We start from the raw sequence: 20001 nt of genomic DNA on the forward strand, positions 1-20001 counted from the left end.
TTTGGGTATGTTTAAACGTGCTTTATCTATGCTGATGGGGGTAGCGGCTGTTGCGATGGCTGCAAACCCGCTCACTACAAAATTCTACTCTGCCGATGCCGCGGCGCTCGTGCACAACGATAGCCTGTTCATTTTTGCTGGCCACGACGAGCAGGGCGCTCAGGGGAATAACAACAAGTTCTTCTTGATGAATGACTGGCACGTGCTGGTGACCGACGACATGGAAAACTACCATGACTACGGTGCGGTACTTTCGTGGCGGACCTTCGAGTGGGCGAGCGGCAACGCCTTCGCGGGCCATTGCGAATACCGTAACGGCAAGTTCTACTGGTACGTGGCGGTGCATCATGCGACTGTCGTGCGTGATGAAGGCTTCGCGATTGGCGTCGCGGTGGCGGATCATCCCTCGGGCCCGTGGAAAGATGCTATTGGCAAGGCGCTCGTGACCGACAACACCACGAACGATGTCGCGCTGAATATCGACCCCGCAATTTTCTACGATGGGAACGACATCTGGATGTATTGGGGCTCGTGGAACGCGGGTCGTCGCGTGAAACTCAAGGAAAACATGATTGAGCTCGCGAGTACGCCCGAAGACATCAAGATCAAGGACTTTTTCGAGGCTCCCTGGATGCACAAGTACCGCGGCAACTACTACTTCAGTTACGCCTCGGGTTACCCTTCTACGACAAACTATTCTATGGCCACGAGCCTGAATGGCCCGTGGACGCAGAAGGGCGTGCTGAACGACAAGCTCGACAATTCTGAGACGAACCACCAGGCGATTTTCAAGTATCTCGGGCACTGGTATTTTATGTATCACGGCGCGAACGCTCCGGGCGGCTGGACCTACCGCCGCTCCGTGAATATCGATTACCTGTACTATGACGAGAATGCGAATATCCAGAAAATCAAGCGCACTACCACGGGTGTAGACAAGGTAAACAACGCACTTGTAGAGAATGGAACGTATCGCTTGACCGTTTCGCACAGCAACCTGTCATTTGTCGAAGAGAACGGAATCGTGGTGCAGCGCCCCGAAAGCGAAAAGGATGCGAACCAGTTCTGGACCGTGGAACGCAGCGCGAAAAATGCCCGCCATTACACGCTCAAGAATTACGGCACTGGCCGCTACTATTGCCCGCCCAAGACGCTGCTCGATACCGTCAAGACATCGGCGACTGCCTGCGAAATCCGCATCGAGAACGCCTCTGCCGCGAAGGGCTACTACCTGTATGGCGATTACGACAGCGACTTTGTGGGCGACGTGCTGAATGTCTCGAAGGACGCAGGCATGCCTGTGATTACCTGGGTGCGTACCGGTGCCGACAACCAGAAGGTGAAACTCGCGAAGGCGACCCCGCCGACTGTTGCACCGGAATCGTCTTCTAGCGTCGTGGAATCTTCCAGCTCCGTTGTTGCCGAAAATTCTTCGAGTTCCGAGGTCGTGCCCGAAAGTTCTAGCAGCGGAACTACCGCGATTGCTCCGCGCGCAACACGCCAGGGAGTGCAAGTGCCTGCTCGCAAGGGTTACCGTGACCTCAAGGGCCGCAGTTTTGACAGGCAGATTCCGTATCGGGTGATGTTCTAGCGGAATTAACTTATTCTAAAAACAGGAGTGTTTGGATGTATGGATTGGGAAACGCCCTTCGGGGTGGTTTTATAGGTGCCGGGTTGTCGCTTGCTGTTGGTGCATTTGCCGCAAGCAATCCCGTTGTCACGAACATGTTCACGGCAGACCCCGCAGGGCTCGTTTACAACGATACCATGTATATCTTCACGGGGCATGACGAGGCGCCCGCCGGTCACGAAGGTTACATAATGAACGACTGGCACATATTCTCTTCGGGAGATATGGATACCTGGGTGGATCGCGGGGCCGCGCTTTCTATCAAGTCGTTCAAGTGGGCACGCGGCAGTGCCTGGGCGAGCCAGACTATCGAACGTAACGGCAAGTTCTACTGGTATGTGACCGTGCACGATGGCAGGGACTTTGCGGTTGGCGTCGCGATTGCGGACCATCCGGCCGGCCCGTACAAGGATGCCATCGGCAAGGCGCTTATTACAAGCGACATGACTCCGGCGAATAGCGGCGTGAATTACGATATCGACCCGACCGTCTTTATCGATGACGACGGACAGGCCTATATTTATTGGGGCAACGGCGCCGTGATGGGCTACAGGCTCAAGGAAAACATGGTCGAACTGCAAGGCGGCATGTTCAACGTGACGCCGCCCAGTTTTACCGAGGCGCCATACGTTCATAAAAGGAACGGCTACTACTTCTTGACGTATGCCTACGGCTGGGAAGAACGCATTGGCCAGGCGACCATGAAAAGCCCGACAGGGCCCGTATCCAATTCCAAGGTTATTGTCGGTTACAACAAGAATTCCAATACGAGCCATCAGGCGTTCGTCGAATTCCATAACCAGTGGTATTACATATACCATACGGGCGCGATTGGCGGCAGTTTTCGCCGTGCATTGTGTGTGGACTACGCCTACTACGAAAACGACTCGACCATCGCGAACATCACCATGACCGATACGGGTGTAAAGAAGGTTGACCATGCGCCGATCAGGGATGGCGTTTACCGCATCAAGGCGCGGCACAGCGGCCTGAGTCTCGAAGATGCGGCTTCCGCAGTAATCCAGATGGATTCCGAAGAAAGCGAATCGCAGCTGTGGGCGCTCAGAAGAATCGACGGTTACACCTACACGCTCAGGAACCTCGAGACGGGAAAGTACCTTTCGTTCGGAAAGGGGAACCTGCTGGATACCGCAAGGACCGTCAATGCCGAAAACAGGATTATCATCGAGAACTTTAACGTGGATGACGGTTACCGCCTGTACGCGGATACCGCAAGTGAATACCTGGGCGATGTCCTGAACATCTCTACGGAGGCGGGAATGCCGCTTGTCGTGTGGAAACAGACCGGAACGCAGAATCAGTCGTTCAAGTTTGAATACATGGGCGACGAATCTGCATATAGTTCTTCCAGCGTAGAGGTCGCGCCCGAAAGTTCCAGCTCCGAGGACGTGTCGAGCAGTTCCGCAGAAATTACGTCGCTAGTCGCAGCGCCTGGGAATCTCGGTGCGCGGGTTGTCGGCGTTTCTCGCGCGGATGGTTTGCGGTTCTCGCAGGCTGCGGATTACGCCCTGATGAACCTGCACGGCATGGTGGTTGCCCGCGGGCACGCCGCGCAAGTTTCGGTGAGTGATTTTGCTCCCGGCGCATACGTGGTATGGCTCGGCGGCCGCATCCAGAAAATCGAGCTGAGGTAAAGCATGTTCAGTCGTGAAAATTTTGCCATCGTCAAGCAGATTGCGGTGCTCAGCCTGCTCGCCATCGCGCTAGGGCTTGTTTACGGGTGAGTGCTGCTCTCGGATGTTGCCTCAATTTCGTAAAAGCGCCGCTCGCCGGCATTCCTGATGCGCATGAGAACCTGATAATGATTTCAACTTAGCGTGAAATTTGGGGGATTGGAGATTTGACAATCACTGATTGTCAAATTGAAAACACAGAGAAAATCTTACATAACGAGACGCGTGCATTGGATTTCAAAATCACAATGCTGTCAACCCCGTGAGTTCTCTTTGCGCGGAAGGATTATTTGCGTAGTTCCGCATGACAGATTTCATGTCAAGGAGAATGCAGCGGATTTTGTGATAAGGTCGGTTTTCGTCCTTCATGTTTTTCCAGTCACCATAGATGTAACCGACGCGTTTCATTTGGAAGGTCGCTGAGCTTGCCGAAGCGCCTTCCGCATCCGCACAGTACGGCATAATGAATGCATTGTAAATGCTTAAAGTGTCATCCTGAGCGAAGTGTAACGAAGTCGAAGGATCTCCCAACATCTTTTCCACATATTCCGCGTAAGCCATCTGTTTACACACGGATTCGGCCCCCGGCAAATGCGAATTGAAACCAGTCAAGCCATATTTGTAGTACTTGGAATCAAGGATATACACTCTCTCCCCCATAACCATAATCGTATCAGGCCGGAGTGTGGAACGTTTCGAGTCGTTCAGGACTATTTCTTCTTCAGATTCATCAAGTTTTTCATCGCGGCATCCGTCATTCCATCTCAAATGCGGATTAAATTTATCCTTGGCAACTCCCTGCGGCAACCTTCCGAAAATCTTATCCACCATCGCTTCCCACACGGGAGCGAACTTCTTTACCCCAAAATAGAATCCGTTTGCAATCTTTCCGTCTTCAGTTTTATGCCCGGCAAGATACTCCACAATTCGTGCCAAATCAGCAAGCAAGCGTAAATCACGGTCGTTAAACGTTTTCGCAAGTTTAGAATGAATTGCGTTACAGAACAGGTCATAATCAAAATCCAAATGCGGCTCTTCGGACGGTTCTATGCCGAATAAAAATCCGAGTTTCACAAGAGCGTCATGAACGCAGAACTTATGGACCTGCGTAATGAGCGTATCTTCGTTATAACTGACTTTACGGGCGATAAAATCCAGGTACACAAGATTCTGGGCATCTTCGGTAATGGCAGGTTGCACGGCCTTGATTGTCCGTCCCCAATTGATTTTCCCGTTCGCCCCTTTCTTATACAGGATTTCTTTTTCATCAAGGTAGCCGAAATCAAGAAAATTCCGGATAACATTCAAGTACGAAACCATCGGAAATTCAGATTCGCCATGTTCCTCCGCGAATGTGGAAATGGACGAATCCTGATGAATCTGTTCCTGTAGCAAAGGGTCAGAAAGTACCGTAAAAAGATTGACGACACATTCCCGTAATTCTTCTTCGGGGAGCTCACGCAAGGCCGAGTCATCCTTGAAATATCCCAAAGGAAAGATGATGCTTGTTTCCAGTGCACCATCTTCCTTTGATTTTTCACAGCGAATGCCGACGAACTCGGTCTCCGAATTCGCTTTGGATTCGCAGAAACATATTTCGTTCAACTTTTGCATCAAGGATTATAACGTTGGCGATGCTACAAATGCGACAAGATTCTCCTTGTCCTTGAAAACGTCAAAGCGTTCTTTCCCTTCAGGAGGATTTTCAAAGAAGTTAATCAGCTTTTCTAGGGTATCAATCCCTTCGGCAAATACTTGCGGACGCTTGAACTTGAAAACGTCATCCCACAAGAACTTTAAAACCTTTTCGGCAAAGACCTTGTCGTCGATAATGCCGCCCACGTTGCTCACGAACCAGACTCCAAGCCGCTTGTCTTCGGTACTGGAAAGTCCTTTCAGGGTTGCCGTAATTTTGGCATTGATCCATCCCCAGAATTGCCCCCATTTAATACCGGTATCGTCAATTTCGGCATTGTACTGAGCATTGACGGCAGACTGAGTGAGGTCGAATTCGTTGCGGACTAGTTCCATGTCGAAACGGCGCTGGAAAGCGTTATCCAACGTGAACACATTCTGGTCGCTGGTGTTCATCGTCGCCAAGATGGAAAGGTTAGGCGGCAAGCGGATAGCCGTATTTGAATCAAAGCGAATATTCCCAATCTGGATGCTATTTTCATTTCCCCGAATATAGGCGTTGACATCATCGTTCTGGACAAAATACTGGCTCCAGCCTTCTGTAAACGTGTTTACAGCAGCATTTGCTGGGTCGTTGCCGAGAGAGTCTGTTTCGCCAGCCTTGAGCCTATCCAACAACTGGAAGGTATCGCCGAAAATGGCGGCCGCATTACCGCGGTTGATTTCTTCGATAACCAGATAAAATTGTTCATTAGGGTTGAGATACGCCCGCTTGATAATTTGCGTAAACGGCCCAGGAGTAAATTCATAGGTGACATGGCCGTTGACTTTCGGCAAGATTTGCCCGATGAACTCGGCGTTGGTGTATTCTGGGTGGAACACGACACGAACCTTGTTCTTCTCAGGAACGTTCTTCAGTTGCTCCCTGATTTTATTGCTCTTGCCGCAGCCAGGAACACCGTAGTAGATGATTTGGGAAGGGGTGAAATTAGGTAAACTAGAGCCAAGGCCATTATCTGTCCCTGAATCATCTTTTTTCACATCATTGATGGTTGTGTCAACAACCTCTTGAATACTGTCGAAAAAATTTTTTAACGTTATTGCGTCGTAAATCTTTCTGGGATTATTTGGGGAATTTCCTTGATAAACTTCCCATAATTCGCTTTCACGATTTTGATGAACTAATACATATTGATCAGCTCGTAACTGTGTAACTCCTGAAAAAGTTTGATTTGACAAAGGTTTGCCATTTAAAGAATCTAAAAGCAGTAAAAATTGATTGCGTAAAATTCCGCTATTCAATCTGTTTCGGCTTGAGCCAATATATTCATTGGAATCAAATGCTTTCGCTGTATTGATGATGGTCTCATCATTTTTTTGTTTTTGATTAAATCCATATTGACTAAATAATCTATCTGCATCGTATTTTCCAAACATCATGCACCCCACTTTTTGAGATTCTCTTTTTTCTGCGGTTCAGGGGAACTTGCACCCAACGGGAATCCCATCAAGTATTCAGCATTCTTTGGAGCCGGTTTTCCAAAAACCTCTTTGAAATTTCTACAACCTTGATGTTTCATCATTGATGGGGCTGAGTAGTTTGCCATCGTAGTTGGCGTATGAACTAACCCCATCTCTTCACCATAGGTTTTCCTTATCCAAGTTTTCTGTTTTTCAAAAACCTGGGATATTTCTTTTTCCGAAACATCTTCTGTATACGTTCCATTTTCAATGTGGCGATTTACCAAAATCCTAAATGCACTTGCGGCAACAAAAGGCGATTGAGCGTTTCCGACTCCTTTCAGTTGTTCTCGGCGGTCCGCAATAGGAACATCTACACCAAGGTCATCAGGATTCTTACTCCAGTAAGAACCTTTAAATTTGGGAAGGCTAATGATGTGGTCTTTTATCTTTTCAAAAACTTTCTGATTCTTGACCGCCAACAACCAGAAACGGTTACGCTGATGATCGGCTCCAAGATTTGAACAGCTCAAGCGGCAAAACTGAACTTTGTATCCAATAGACTCCAAATCTTCCTTTGCTTTTGAAATAGCACGTAATACAACATTTTCACCGAAAACAACCGGAGCGTCAGATTCTTTGGTGAAGCGCAACATTTCATCCCAAAGGTTTTTCTCTGCGATATTTTTACCATGGGCCGCAGTACTGAAAGCCTGACAGGGAAACCCTCCGCACAGGACATCAAATTTTCCTTTAAATTCTTTGCCATTTAATGCGCGAAGATCTCCGTAAATTTCAAACGGATTCATCCATCCGTCTTTTTGACGTTGTTTCAAAACCTTCTGACAAAAATCACTGATTTCAACACCTGCACAACATTCGTGGCCTAATAGTTCACCTCCATAAATACCACCACCAATTCCAGCAAAGAGATGAAATTCTTGGATTTTGGCTTCGGTTGTTGCGGCTTTTTTCTGTGCCATTTTTTCGCTCCATTTTGAAAGTGAACGAGTTCACTCTCGCGGGAGCGGTTCTGGCCGATTCGTTTGGCCGGGGTGCAGGCAAAAAGAACGGCGGGGAGCCGACTCACTCCTCGCCTAAAAGCGCGACATTTTCAAAAGAATACAATACACCCGCAAAATCCCGAGCGGATACAATACGCCCAAGGTACACTACGCCCATGCAATCCACGGGCGATGGCGAGTCATTGCCTTATTCCTTGTGTATGAAAGTGTCGAAGTTTCAGTTAGAGGACAAGAGCAAAACTCAGCGAGTCCACCCCCGTTCCGCACCTGTCCAGTCTTTTTCGAAAATAAAAAAGGCGTGGAGTTGAATGCATTTACCTACCTGAGGCCTTCGACTGCCCTACACAAATAAACGCAAACAACTCACGCCCCAAAATGGCCGTTTGCCTACAGGCAGATTTATCAAATATGCATGTACCAAAACGATGCGGCAGGCTTGCGCCGGTCGCAGACGTGAGCGTCCGTCTTATTCCCTGTGTATGAAAGTGTCGAAGTTTCAGATAGAGAACAAGAGAAAACTCTATTTGCCTTGAAATATAGATTTTTGGAATGGCAAAAGATGACACTTGCCGTTTTTGTTCCAAAAAAGCGACCTAAAACCGTGAAAACCGGCCCCTGCGGACCGGCTTTGGGCTTATTTTCTTGAAAAGGGCTTACTTAAAGAAGCCCGTGTTCCTTGAGAATCTTCTCGTACTTGTCGGCACGAGACTTTTCTTCGTCAGCACGAGTTTCCGCCTCGTCAGCACGGGATTCAGCCTCGCTGGCGCGCTTTTCGGCTGCTTTAGTGCGCTGGCGCTCATCGTACACCAAGTCATCCAATTCCTGTTGCCAAGTCATATAGCGCTTCCTCGTTTCGTTGTCCGACAGATACCATTGCCGCTGAAGTTCGATGTTCTTTGTTCCCTTGGATGTTGCCTTGTTGGTCGCAAAGTATTCAAGATACTCCTTGACCGACTGCTCGGCGACATCCCTGTACTTATTGAATATATAAAAATTTTTGTAACAGAGGTCACCCAGTTCGTGTTCGGGATGCCCTTTTTCCAGATTCTTGAACGTGTAGACGGCACGACCCTGCTTGAAAATATCGTCGGGGCAGATGAAGATGATGTACTGTTCCTTGAGGTTACGGTAGGATTCGCCCTTGTTCAGGGCTTCTGAATCGCACAGTGCCTGGTAGTAGCGGGCACGCTTCGGAAGCTCGTGGGTGTCCTCAATCTGCATCTCGATGTCGAAGGTGCGCGTAATCTCGCCATCGGGGCCCTGTTCCTTTACGAACACGTCGTAGCGGACGCCCTTGTTGAAGGGGCTTGTTTCGGTGGATTTCTCCGGCTCCGGTTCCTGCAGGTCAAAAATCTTGATTCCGAGAATGGCTTCCAGGAAAGGCTTCGCGATATGCTTATGGCTGAATACCAGCGCGAACATGAAGCGGTTCGTGATGGGCAGTTCCTCGAACGGAACGTGGTTTGGATCCATAATGCTCCTTTACGCGGTATGCGCCGCGCGGTTTAAAAACAAAAAAGAGCCGTTCCTACATCATATAAAATAATACGATATAGAAAACGGCTCTTTTGTGAGCTTGGCCAGCTATTTACTGGTCGTGTAGAATATAGCAAACGATTCTGTAGAAAAGTAATGTTTCAACAAAAAAACGTCTATTATTGCGATTTTATAACTGAATGGTTGTAAAACCCTCGTTTTCCGCCCAAAATCGCCAATTTTAAAATTTTTCAAAAAATATAGTACGCTTTGTAGTAAAAAGAGTTATATTTATAGAAAATTGTAGTACAATTTATAGTACAACAAAATATTAACTAAAATCAAAGGAGTGACGGATGTTTGGATTGGGAAAAATCATCAGGAAAACGGCGCTGGTTCTGGGTGCCGTGGCGGTTGCGGCGCTTGCGCGCCCGTATATCGTGGGTGTCGATGTCTCGTGGGTGCTCGAAGATGAGTCGTTAGGGGCAAAGTACTACGATAACGGCAAGCAGCAGGATCTCTTTGATATCCTGCAGAATCATGGAATCAACTTTATCCGCGTGCGCACCTTCGTGAATTCGTGCATCGGCTACGCCAAGGAGAGTTACTCCGGTGCAAATTCCAACGTGTGCTGGTGCGACCTGGAACATACCATTGCGCTCGCCAAGCGCATCAAGGCGCACAACATGGGATTCTTCCTGGATTTCCACATGAGCGACACGTGGGCATCCATCGGCCACCAGAATGTTCCGGCCTCGTGGGCGGGCAAGAGCAATGCCGAGATGGGCAAGCTCGCCTATAACCACGTGAAGACGACCATGGATGCGCTCATGAAGGCGGGGCTGCGCCCCGACATGGTGCAGGTGGGTAATGAAATCAACTCGAGGGTGGCGGGCGTTTCGCTGAGCAAGACGGCGGACTTCGCGAACATCATCAATTCGGGCGTGCGTGCGGTGCGCGAGACGGATCCTTCCATCAAGATTGTGATGCAGCATGGACAGCCGCGTCCCGAGAAGGGCTTCGCGGATTGGTACAACAAGATTCACGCGAACATCGACTACGATGCCATTTGCGGTTCCACCTACGGCACCACGAACAACGGGCAGGATTGGCGCGATATGTTCGGCTTGGTGGTCAAGAACAAGAAGGCGGTGCTGAGCTGCGAATATACGGGCGAACGCACGGCCCTCGTGAACTCGGTGTTCTATGAATTTGGTGACCTGGGCTGGGGAACCTTCGTGTGGGAGCCGACCCGCTACAGCAACAAGCCGATGTTTGATCGCGACGGCCAGAAATATACGGCGAATGCGCGCCTTAGGGAACTGCGCGATATCGCGAAAAAATACAACGCGACGCTCCCGGACTGGGTGCAGAACGGCAAGGCCGTAAAGAAGTACAACGTGAAGACGACGGTCGCTTACGGCGGTTCGATTGCGCAGAGCATCGAGGGTAGTGAAATTGCGGAAGGGAGCAAGGTGACCTTTACGGCCGTTCCGCAGGAGGGCTGGGAATTCGTGGCGTGGACCGGCGACAATACGGGTAACGGCAAGGAATACACGGTGGCAAGTCTCGGCAAGGATGTGAACCTGGGCGCGACCTTCAAGTTCGTGGGCAAGGATTCGCTCAAGTACGAAGCGGAAAACGGCGTGTTCAACAAGACGGTTCTTGAATCGACGCACGAGGGCTTTTCGGGCAAGGGCTACGCGAATCTCGATAACGAGGTGGGGTCTTCGGTGACGCTTTCCGTGGTTGCTGCCGACGAGGGTGATAAGGACGTGAAGATTGTCTTTGCGAACGGCTCTACGGCAAATCGCCCGGTAAGTGTTGCGGTGAATGGCAAGGTGCAGGTGGAATCGGTGGACTTCGAATCGACGGGTGCCTGGGAATCGTGGGATTCGAGCACGGTGACGCTCAGGTTGCCTGCGGGTGCAAGCGCCATCACCATCGCATCGCTCACGAAGGATGGCGGCCCGAATATCGACCGCATCGAGTTCGTGGATAAAAACGCGGTGGTCCCTGTCAATCCTGGCGACTCGGCGGTGGGCGACAGCGGCACGACGGTGCTCCAGCGGATTCCTGTGCGCAGCAATACGCTCCGTAACGGTGGCCGGAACTTCCTGGTGAACGGACGTTCTGCGGGTGCATTGAAGAACCGCGCGTCAAGAATCAGGGTATATACAAAGTAACAGGACGAGGCGAGGTATGAAAATGAAGCGCGTGTTGTGTGCGGCCGTGATTGCCCTGGCTGCAGCGGAAACTTTCGGGGCAACCTACTACGTGGCCCCCGCTGGCAAGAATACGAACAAGGGAACGAAGGATAGCCCGTTTGCGACCCTCAACAAGGCGAATTCCGTGGTGAACGCGGGCGATACCGTGTGGATTCGCGGCGGAACCTACTTGCATACGGATACGTCGTATGTGAAAAACGACAACATGTTCGCGGGCATTCACCTGACCAAGAGCGGTTCAAGCGACAACAAGCGCATCCATTACCTCGCATACCCGGGCGAAAAGCCGGTCATCGACTTCAGCAAGATGCCGATTGCCAACGGTTCGAACAACGTAAGGTACACTTCGGGTATCCTCATTCAGGCGCAGTACTTGCACCTGAAGGGGCTCGAAGTCAAGAACGTTCCTATGAAGGGCGAATCGAATGTGGGCGTGTACGTGTCCCGCAGTAAGCATATCTTCTTGGAACTGATCGATAGTCACCACAACGGCGGCTCGGGATTCTTCGTGAACGAGAAGGGCTCGGGAAGCGGCGGCGGACATTTGTTCTTGAACTGCGACAGTCACGACAACTATGACCCCAACGGGCGTCAGGGAGACGGCCAGAATGCCGACGGCTTTGGCGTGCACTACCAGCAGGGTGGCGATACGACGAAGTTCATCGGTTGCCGTGCCTGGTGGAACAGCGACGACGGCTGGGATTTTATTAGCCAGGAATTCCCGGTAGTCATCGAGAACAGCTGGGCGATGGGCCACGGCTACAGCAACTACGGGACCGGCAAGCCGAAGGATGGCAACGGCAACGGTTTCAAGGCGGGGAGCAGCAAGACGGGTATCCGCCACACCATCCGCAACTGCGTCGCCTGGAAAAACAAGGCGTCGGGCTTTTACGCAAACCACAGCAGCGGCGGTAACGACTGGTTCAACAATACGGCCTATATGAACGGCACTGCGTTCAACATGTGGGCGAGTACCTGGGATGCAAACGACAACCGCACCGACGGTGTCGTGCTCAAGGGCAGCAAGGCTCACGTGATGAAGAACAACATCGCCTTCCCGAACAAGACGGCCTACATTGGCGGCGAATATGCGGCAGGCGAATACAATACCTGGAACCTGAACGTCACCCCGAAGGAATCGGATTTCGTGAGTGTCTCGGACCCGAGCATGACTGTGACAGGCAGGGAACTCGGGCCTCTCGGTGGTGCTTTCGGCCCGCGCCAGGCTGACGGTAGCCTTCCGGATATCGACTTCCTGAAGCTCGCAAAGAACAGCCAGATGATTGACAAGGGCGTGAATGTGGGGCTCAAGTATGAGGGCAAGGCTCCGGATTTGGGTGCGTACGAATACGGCTATGTGTCGCCGGTCGTGGTTCCGGTTGATACCACGCCGAAGGATACCGCTGTAACGCCGATTGTCGTTCCGGTCGATACGTCGGTTGCGCCGGTCGATTCGACTGCGGATTCTACGGATGTTTCTGCGGGCGATTCGACGACGTTTGTGTGCCCGCTTCCGCAACGCAGGCCGAACATGCAGCTGCCGGGACGCCTGTTCTACGTGAACGGTCGCTCGGTGAATGCGCTGCGTGCAGGTGACCGCAAGGCAACGAGAATCAGGACTTATTCAAAATAACGGGGGTGGTTTATGAAAAAGATGAATTTATTCAAGACGGTGCTGGCCGGGGGATTGCTTGTCGCATCCCTTGCCGGTACGGCTACGGCGCAGACTATCGTAAATGACCGTTTCTGGAAAGATACGGACGGCAACTTTATCTATTCGCAGGGCGGTGGCGTGCTCCAGGTGGGCGATACGTTCTACTGGTACGGAGTCAAGTACAACGGCGCCGTTACATACGCGGCGAACCCCACCAAGAAAAACGACGATACCGGATTTGCGGGCGTCACCTGCTATTCCTCGAAGGATTTGGTCAACTGGAAATTCGAGGGAATCGTGCTTAAGCCGAGCGAAGCGGGCGGTGGATGGTTCGGGCGCATTGGCGTCGTGTACAACGCTAAGAGCAAGAAGTATGTGCTCGCGGGCCAGGGCGCAAGCCCGAGCTGGGAATTCGGCGAGTATTTTGCTACCAGCGATTCCCCTACGGGGCCGTTCAAGTTTGCACGCGTGCAGCCCGAAAGCGAGATGACGTTCTTCGTGAACAACAATACCGGTGACCAGACGCTTTTCCAGGATGATGACGGCAAGGCGTACGTGATTGCGTCCAATGTGAAGGGGCGTACTAACTTGTATGTAGCACCGCTCCGGGAATCGGATTTTTTGGCAATTGACGGTTCTAGGACGGTGAATATCCACAAGAGTCGCGTGGGTGGCCGCGAAGGGAACGCCATGTTCAAGCAGAACGGCGTTTACTACTTCTGCTCTTCTGATTTGCACGGCTGGAACACTTCGCAGACATATTGCATGTCGGCGACAAACATCCTGGGCCCCTACAGCGAAGAGTTCGTACTTGAAGGAACGCAGCACGACTTTAGTCACGTGACGCAGACCGGGTTCTTTGTCATGGTGAAGGGCTCGAAGGGTTCGTTTGTGGTGAACGCGGGTGACCGCTGGAGTGATTTCGCGGGGAATGGCCTCGGTTACAACCAGTGGCTGCCTATTTCTTTCGAGACGGGCAAGCCCGTGTTCCATTCCCTGAGCGAGTGGAACATCAACGTGAAGGAAGGCACGTGGAGCGTGGGCGCGGGTAACAACTATTGCCTGAATCCGACATTCGAGGCGGATCGCGTGAGCCAGACGACCTTGACGGGCTGGAAACTGGACAAGGCCGATGCCAACAATATCAACTCCACATCCAAGAAACGCACGGGGCGCTGGGGTCTCTACCTGACGGACAGCAAGTCGCTCACGCAGACATTGACGGTGCCGAACGGGAAGTATACCCTGAGCGCCTACGTGCAGAGCAGCGGCGGGCAGAGTTCTGCGAAGATGTTCGCGAAGGATTTCGGCAGCAGCGAGCAGAATGTGTCTATCGCCGCGGCAGCAGGCAACTGGACGAAGAAGGCTGTGGAAAACATCACCGTGACGAACGGGAAGATAACCATCGGGTTTAGCACCGCGGGTTCTTCTAGCCAGTGGATTGCCGTCGACGATATCGAACTCATCAAGTCGGGCAAGAGCTACAAGGTGGCGCTCGATGCCGGAATTGGCGGGACCATCGCCCAGAACGTGGCCGGTTCCGAAATCGCGGAAGGTGCCGACGTGACCTTCACCGCCACGCCCTTTGATGGCTGGGAATTTGCGGGCTGGAGCGGAGATGCAAGCGGGCTCGTCAAGGAATACACGGTGGCAAGTCTCGGCAAGGATGTGAACCTGGGCGCGACCTTCAAGTTCGTGGGCAAGGATTCACTCAAGTATGAGGCGGAAAATACCATATACAAGCAGACGCTTTTCGAGGACAAGCACGAAGGCTTTTCGGGCAAGGGCTACGCGAACCTGGACAATGCGGTAGGCTCTTCGATTACGTTTGCACTTTGCCTGCCTGAAGGCGATGAACGCAATGTCAAGCTGACTTATGCAAATGGCGGGAGTGCCAACCGCCCCGTAAGCATTTTGGTAAACGGCAAAGTTCTAGTAGAAAGGCTGGACCTGGAGCCGACGGGCGGATGGACCACATGGAACGATGCGGAATTGACGCTCAAGATTCCTGCCGGCGTAAACACCCTGGAAATTGCCTCGCTCACGGAAGACGGTGCCCCGAATATCGACAAGATTGAGTTCGTGCGGGCAGACTCCGGTACGACCGTACTGCGCAAGATTGCCCCTGCAGAGGTATCCAAGACCCGCGCGGGCAAGCGGTTCTACGTGAACGGCCGTGCGGTAAACGCCCTGCGTGCAGGTGGCCACAAAGCCGTAGTCCGTAGACAACGTTAATGCTCATTTTCAGTCCCGTTCCATCATTTTTAAGTATATATTTATGTACGGCAGTTTCCGGTGGTTCGGAATCCTGCCTAGAAAAGGTATGGGAAATATGGGCTTTGGTTTGCATAAGGGACTGCCGATTTCGGCGCTTTGCCTAACAGTGTTTGGTTTTATCGGGGCAGGTGCCGAGCCGCTGGCTTTCCCGGAGGCGCTCGGTTTTGGCGCGCAGGTTACGGGTGGCCGTGGCGGCAGCGTTTACCACGTGACGAACCTGAACGACGACGGCGCGGGTTCCTTCCGCGATGCGGTGAGCCAGGGCAACCGCATTGTGGTTTTTGATGTGGGTGGCATCATCAACATCAAGACGGCTGTTTCTATCAAGAGTAACATTACCATCGCGGGGCAGACGGCCCCGGGCGAGGGAATCGCCATTCACGGCGGCAAGCTCAGTACCGGCAAGCAGAATAACATCATCATCCGCTACCTGCGAATCCGTCCGGGTGAAAATACCGCGTCCGAGAAGGACGATGCGCTCAACCTTTACGATGCGAAGAACGTAATCGTGGACCACTGCTCGGTGGAACTTGCACCGTGGAACAACTTCGGCGGTTCTTCGGACAACGCAAGCTACCGTGTGACGGGCGTAACGGTGCAGAACTCGCTGATTGCAAACCCCATCGGGCAGCAGTTTGGTGCGCACATCGAATCGGTGGATGGCACTTGGGCTTGGTACTACAACGCCTTCGTAAACACGCACAACCGAAACCCGCTCGACAAGATTAACGACGTGTTCGTGAACAACATCCTCTACAACTTCGAGGCGGGCTACACGACGCATACGAGCACGCACTTCAATCACGATATAGTGAACAATTACTTTGTCTATGGCCCGAAGGGGAGTAACCCGTGGTTCCAGGTAGACAAGAACCAGAGCATCTACGCGAGCGGCAACATGATCGACACGGACCGCGACGGAAAACTGAACGGCGGGCCTTCAAGCATTTACTACTACCAGGGCGTGGGCGAGGAACTTGCGAAACCCTGGAGCGAACTTACGACATCGGGCCCGATGCTAAGTGCGGCAAGCGCTTGGCGCTACGTGACGTCGCAGAGCGGCGTGCTCCCGTACGATGACATCGATTCGCTGGTGTGGTACCAGGTGGGGACACTTGGAACGGCCGGTGCGCTCGTGAAGAGCGTGGGCGCGATGGGGCTCAAGACCAATAACGGCTGGGGCGAGGTGATTGCGGGGAAGGCCGCGACCGATTCCGACAAGGACGGCATGCCGGATTACTTCGAAGAAGCGATGGGTTATGACAAGTCTAAAGATGACGCGATGACCAAGGAAAGCGATGGCTACGTGCGTATCGAGAAGTATATCAACTGGCTGGGCGCCATGCATGCGACGGCTGCGGGCGGGAAGTCCCTCGATTTTGACCTGCGCACGATTACGCGCGGGTTCAAGGATGTATCGCCGACCTACAGCGTCTCTGCTGCAGAAAACGGAAGTGTGGAACTTGCGGGTGACGGCTATACGGCAAGGTTTGCGCCCAAGGCGAATTTCAGCGGGCTTGCCTCGTTCAAGTACACCGTGAAGGGCAACGACAATACCGAATATACGGGCCGCGTTGAGGTGCTTGTGGAAAAATCCGCGGGCACGGATACTTCGACTGTGCAGCCGCAGGACACGACTGCGCGCGATACCTCCGCGACCGACACGACGTCCATTGTCGCGGGTGATTCTACGGCGACGGATTCGACAACCGTGATTCGGGACCTTCGTCGTGCACGCCCTGCCGAAATGCGCGGGACTGTGCATAAAAATTACCGCGACCTGAAGGGCCGCCGCTTCGATAGGCAAATCCCCTACAGGGTTTTGTTCTAGATATTCGCTTTTTCTGCCAGATTTGGCGCACGCTGGGCAAAAATCACGCTTTTTTGCGTTGCTGGCGGATTGCCCGGTCCGCGATAACGGCCACTTTTTTATCTTTTGGGCGAAAAAGGGCGCAGGGAAATCCCCCGCGTTGCAATTTCGCGTTTTAAACAAGCAATCGACCCGCGGGCAGCCCGCCAAGGCTTTGCTCCGGGTCACAAAAACGAAGGATATATGGCAAATCGTGTTGTAATCGGATCCCAGTGGGGCGATGAAGGTAAGGCGAAGGTTGTTGATTTCTTGACGCTCGATGCGGATATCATCGTGCGCTTCCAGGGCGGCGCGAATGCGGGCCACACCGTCGAGGTGGGCGACCAGAAGTTCGTGTTCCACCTGATTCCCTCGGGCATCATGCACCAGGACAAGATTTGCGTCATCGGTAACGGTGTCGTGCTCGACCCCATCCAGACGCTCGCCGAGATTGCCGACCTCCACACGAAGGGAATCAACCCGGAAGGCCGCCTGTTCATTGCGAACAATGCCCACGTGGTGCTCCCGTACCACTCCACGCTCGACAAGGCGAAGGAAAAGAAGGCGGGCAAGGCTGCCATCGGCACGACGGGCCGCGGCATTGGCCCCTGCTACAGCGACAAGGTGAACCGCATCGGCGTCCGCGTGGGTGACCTTATGGACGAACGCGAACTGCGCCCCCGCGTCGAGGCGATGGCGAAGGTCCACAACGAAGAATTTACCGTGATGTACGACGTCCCGGCGATCGACCCCGAAGTGGTCATCAAGGACTACCTCGAACTCGGCCAGAAGATCAAGCCGTTCGTGACCGACGTGAGCGAGATGCTCTACAAGGCCGTGAAGGCCGGCAAGCGCCTCGTGTTCGAGGGCGCCCAGGGCACCATCCTCGACGTGGACCAGGGTACCTACCCGTTCGTGACCTCCAGCAATACGGTCGCGGGCTACGCGAGCTGCGGCGCGGGCGTCGGACCTACGGCCCTGGACGAAGTCTGGGGCGTGGTGAAGGCGTACACGACCCGCGTGGGCAACGGCCCCTTCCCGACGGAACTTCTGGACGAGACGGGCGACACGCTCCGCAAGATCGGTAACGAATATGGCGCCACCACGGGCCGCAACCGCCGTTGCGGCTGGTTCGACGCCCCGGTCGTCCGCAAGGCTGCCGTGGTGAACGGCCTCACGCACCTCGCCATCACCAAGCTCGACGTGCTCGACACCTTCGACACGGTGAAAATCTGCACCCACTACGAATGCGACGGCGAAAAGCTCGACTTTATCCCGAACCAGCTCTCGAAGGTGGGCCGCTGCACTCCGGTGTACGAGGAAATGCCCGGCTGGAAGTGCGATACGACCAAGTGCCGCAGTTACGACGAGCTTCCGGAAAACGCAAAAAAATATTTGCAGAAAATGGCTGAACTTGTTGACGTAAAAATTGGTATGATATCTATTGGCGCTAAGCGCGACCAGAGTATCGTAATCGATAAGGGCCTCGCGAAGGGGTTGGGTCTGTAACTAGAAACAGGAGAATCGCACATGGTGGACTCTACAATTCTTGGACTGCTGAAGGGCGTTGAACTCTTCTCGGAATTGAGCGAAGAACAGATCGGGATGCTTGCCAATCTGGTGGTGTCCCAGAACTTCAACCGCGATGAGACGGTTGTGCTTGAGGGCGACGATTCGGTGCAGGCCCTGTACCTCATCGCGTCGGGCTCGGTGCAGGTCTACATGACCGGCGTCGATGGTCGCGAAACGATCCTCAGCTTCCTTGAACGCGGTGACTTCTTCGGCGAAATGTCGCTCATCGACGGCGAACCGAGGTCTGCCTCGGTGCGCACCGTGACCGACGCGCAGATGCTCATCATCCATCGTGAATCCTTCCTGCAGCTTATCCGCCAGTCTCCCGAGATTGCGATGGGCCTCCTGAGCGAACTCAGCAAGCGCCTCCGCAAGGCGAACCGCCAGATCGGGTCGCTCTCCACGATGTCCGTGAGCGGGCGCGTGGCCGGCACCCTCCTCAACCTCATGGAAGAACGCGGCGTGCGCATCCACACCGACAACGGCAACATGGTGACGGTCATCCACAACCGCCCGACCCAGCAGCAGCTGGCCGACATGTCGGGTACTACCCGCGAGACCGTGAGCCGCATCTGCTCCCTGTTGGTGAAGACGAACGCGATTGCCATGACCGGCAAGGATATCGTCATCTTCGACGAAAGCGCCTTGCAGGAAAAGGCTACGAAGGGCTAGTGGTTGGCGGCGCGTTGCGGCCGCCTATTGACCTGTGACTAATGACCGCTGTATGAATAAACTAAAATCCATTATAAACAAGTTGTTGACCTGGTTCAAGACGTCGCCTATCGTGAAGGCGGTAATAGTCTGGATTGTGGGCCTGGTCGTGCTCGCCTTTGTTGTCGACAAGATTGCGCTGCCTATATTCTCCGGGCATTTCGCAAAGACGGGCATAGTGCCGAACCTGGAAGGGCTTGAGGCCTCTACAGTGGAAAAGACGCTCGATTCCGCCGGATTCAAGTACGAATGGCTCGAGGAGGGCCGCTACAGCGCACAGGTGCCTGCGGGCATGGTGCTCGTGCAGATGCCTGCCGCGGGCCGTACCGCAAAGCTCGGCCGCACGGTAAAGCTCACCAGGAGCCTCGGCGTGCGCGAGGTGGAAATCCCTGACCTGCGCGGCAAGAGCCAGAAGCAGGCCGAAATCTCGCTTACCCGTGCCGGCCTCGTGCAGGGCGAAATCGTGAAGGGCGCCCATGCGAGTATCCCCCGCGGGGTAGTTATCCGCACGGAACCGATGGCGGGTAACAAGGTCCGTATGGGCGATACGGTGAAGGTCGTTATTTCTGCGGGTGTAACCACCGGCAAGGTGATGCTTCCTTCGTTCGAAGGCGAAATAATGGATAACGTTTACCCGAAACTCGAAAAGCTCGGGTTCCGCGTGGGCAAGATCAAGCGCGTGAAGGGCGAAAACGGCGAGATGTCGGGCACGGTTCTCGAGACCGCTCCGAAGGAAGGTGACTACCTGAAGCCCGACACGAAAATCGATTTCGTCATTGTGGACTAAAC

13 protein-coding genes are annotated in these 20001 nt (G+C 53.2%); 9 read left to right on the forward strand and 4 right to left on the reverse strand.

Annotated features, from left to right (window positions below):
• Nucleotides 1-7 precede the first annotated feature (7 nt).
• Nucleotides 8-1591, forward strand: coding sequence for a glycoside hydrolase family 43 protein (locus CRO08_RS10195; RefSeq protein WP_097036110.1), 1584 nt, complete (start codon nt 8-10; stop codon nt 1589-1591).
• Between the two features lie 83 nt (nt 1592-1674).
• Nucleotides 1675-3285, forward strand: a complete 1611-nt coding sequence (locus tag CRO08_RS10200) for a family 43 glycosylhydrolase (RefSeq protein WP_255252319.1) — start codon at nt 1675-1677, stop codon at nt 3283-3285.
• A gap of 282 nt (nt 3286-3567) precedes the next feature.
• On the opposite strand, the gene CRO08_RS10205 is transcribed toward CRO08_RS10200, so the two are convergent.
• From CRO08_RS10205 to CRO08_RS10225, 4 genes are all read right to left on the reverse strand, one after another.
• Nucleotides 3568-4938, reverse strand: coding sequence for an LlaJI family restriction endonuclease (locus CRO08_RS10205; RefSeq protein ID WP_088657727.1), 1371 nt, complete (start codon nt 4936-4938; stop codon nt 3568-3570).
• Between the two features lie 6 nt (nt 4939-4944).
• Nucleotides 4945-6399 (reverse strand): AAA family ATPase, encoded by a 1455-nt coding sequence (locus CRO08_RS10210; RefSeq protein WP_176495122.1) that lies wholly within the window; start codon nt 6397-6399, stop codon nt 4945-4947.
• Nucleotides 6396-7403, reverse strand: a complete 1008-nt coding sequence (locus CRO08_RS10215; RefSeq protein ID WP_088657726.1) for a DNA cytosine methyltransferase — start codon at nt 7401-7403, stop codon at nt 6396-6398. The genes CRO08_RS10210 and CRO08_RS10215 overlap by 4 nt, the downstream gene beginning before the upstream one ends.
• Before the next feature lie 699 nt (nt 7404-8102).
• Nucleotides 8103-8918, reverse strand: coding sequence for an Rpn family recombination-promoting nuclease/putative transposase (locus tag CRO08_RS10225; protein ID WP_088657724.1), 816 nt, complete (start codon nt 8916-8918; stop codon nt 8103-8105).
• Between the two features lie 359 nt (nt 8919-9277).
• On the opposite strand from CRO08_RS10225, the gene CRO08_RS10230 reads away from it, so the two are divergent.
• From CRO08_RS10230 to CRO08_RS10265, 7 genes are all read left to right on the forward strand, one after another.
• On the forward strand, nt 9278-11107 hold the full coding sequence (locus tag CRO08_RS10230; RefSeq protein WP_097036114.1) for a glycosyl hydrolase 53 family protein: 1830 nt from the start codon (nt 9278-9280) through the stop codon (nt 11105-11107).
• 16 nt (nt 11108-11123) lie between these two features.
• Nucleotides 11124-12782 carry a right-handed parallel beta-helix repeat-containing protein gene (locus CRO08_RS10235; protein ID WP_255252320.1) on the forward strand — a complete coding sequence of 553 codons (1659 nt, stop codon included), beginning with the start codon at nt 11124-11126 and terminating at the stop codon, nt 12780-12782.
• Between the two features lie 12 nt (nt 12783-12794).
• Nucleotides 12795-15038 (forward strand): family 43 glycosylhydrolase, encoded by a 2244-nt coding sequence (locus tag CRO08_RS10240; protein ID WP_176495123.1) that lies wholly within the window; start codon nt 12795-12797, stop codon nt 15036-15038.
• Between the two features lie 97 nt (nt 15039-15135).
• Nucleotides 15136-16911, forward strand: a complete 1776-nt coding sequence (locus CRO08_RS10245) for an Ig-like domain-containing protein (protein WP_097036330.1) — start codon at nt 15136-15138, stop codon at nt 16909-16911.
• Between the two features lie 222 nt (nt 16912-17133).
• The gene (locus CRO08_RS10255; protein WP_073114188.1) at nt 17134-18438 is read left to right on the forward strand and encodes an adenylosuccinate synthase; all 1305 of its coding nucleotides are present in this window, start codon (nt 17134-17136) and stop codon (nt 18436-18438) included.
• Between the two features lie 21 nt (nt 18439-18459).
• Nucleotides 18460-19173, forward strand: a complete 714-nt coding sequence (locus CRO08_RS10260; RefSeq protein ID WP_255252321.1) for a Crp/Fnr family transcriptional regulator — start codon at nt 18460-18462, stop codon at nt 19171-19173.
• A gap of 52 nt (nt 19174-19225) precedes the next feature.
• The gene (locus tag CRO08_RS10265; RefSeq protein ID WP_097036116.1) at nt 19226-19999 is read left to right on the forward strand and encodes a PASTA domain-containing protein; all 774 of its coding nucleotides are present in this window, start codon (nt 19226-19228) and stop codon (nt 19997-19999) included.
• Nucleotides 20000-20001: the final 2 nt, after the last annotated feature.

It is taken from the genome of Fibrobacter sp. UWT3 (assembly GCF_900230125.1).
Lineage (GTDB): Bacteria > Fibrobacterota > Fibrobacteria > Fibrobacterales > Fibrobacteraceae > Fibrobacter.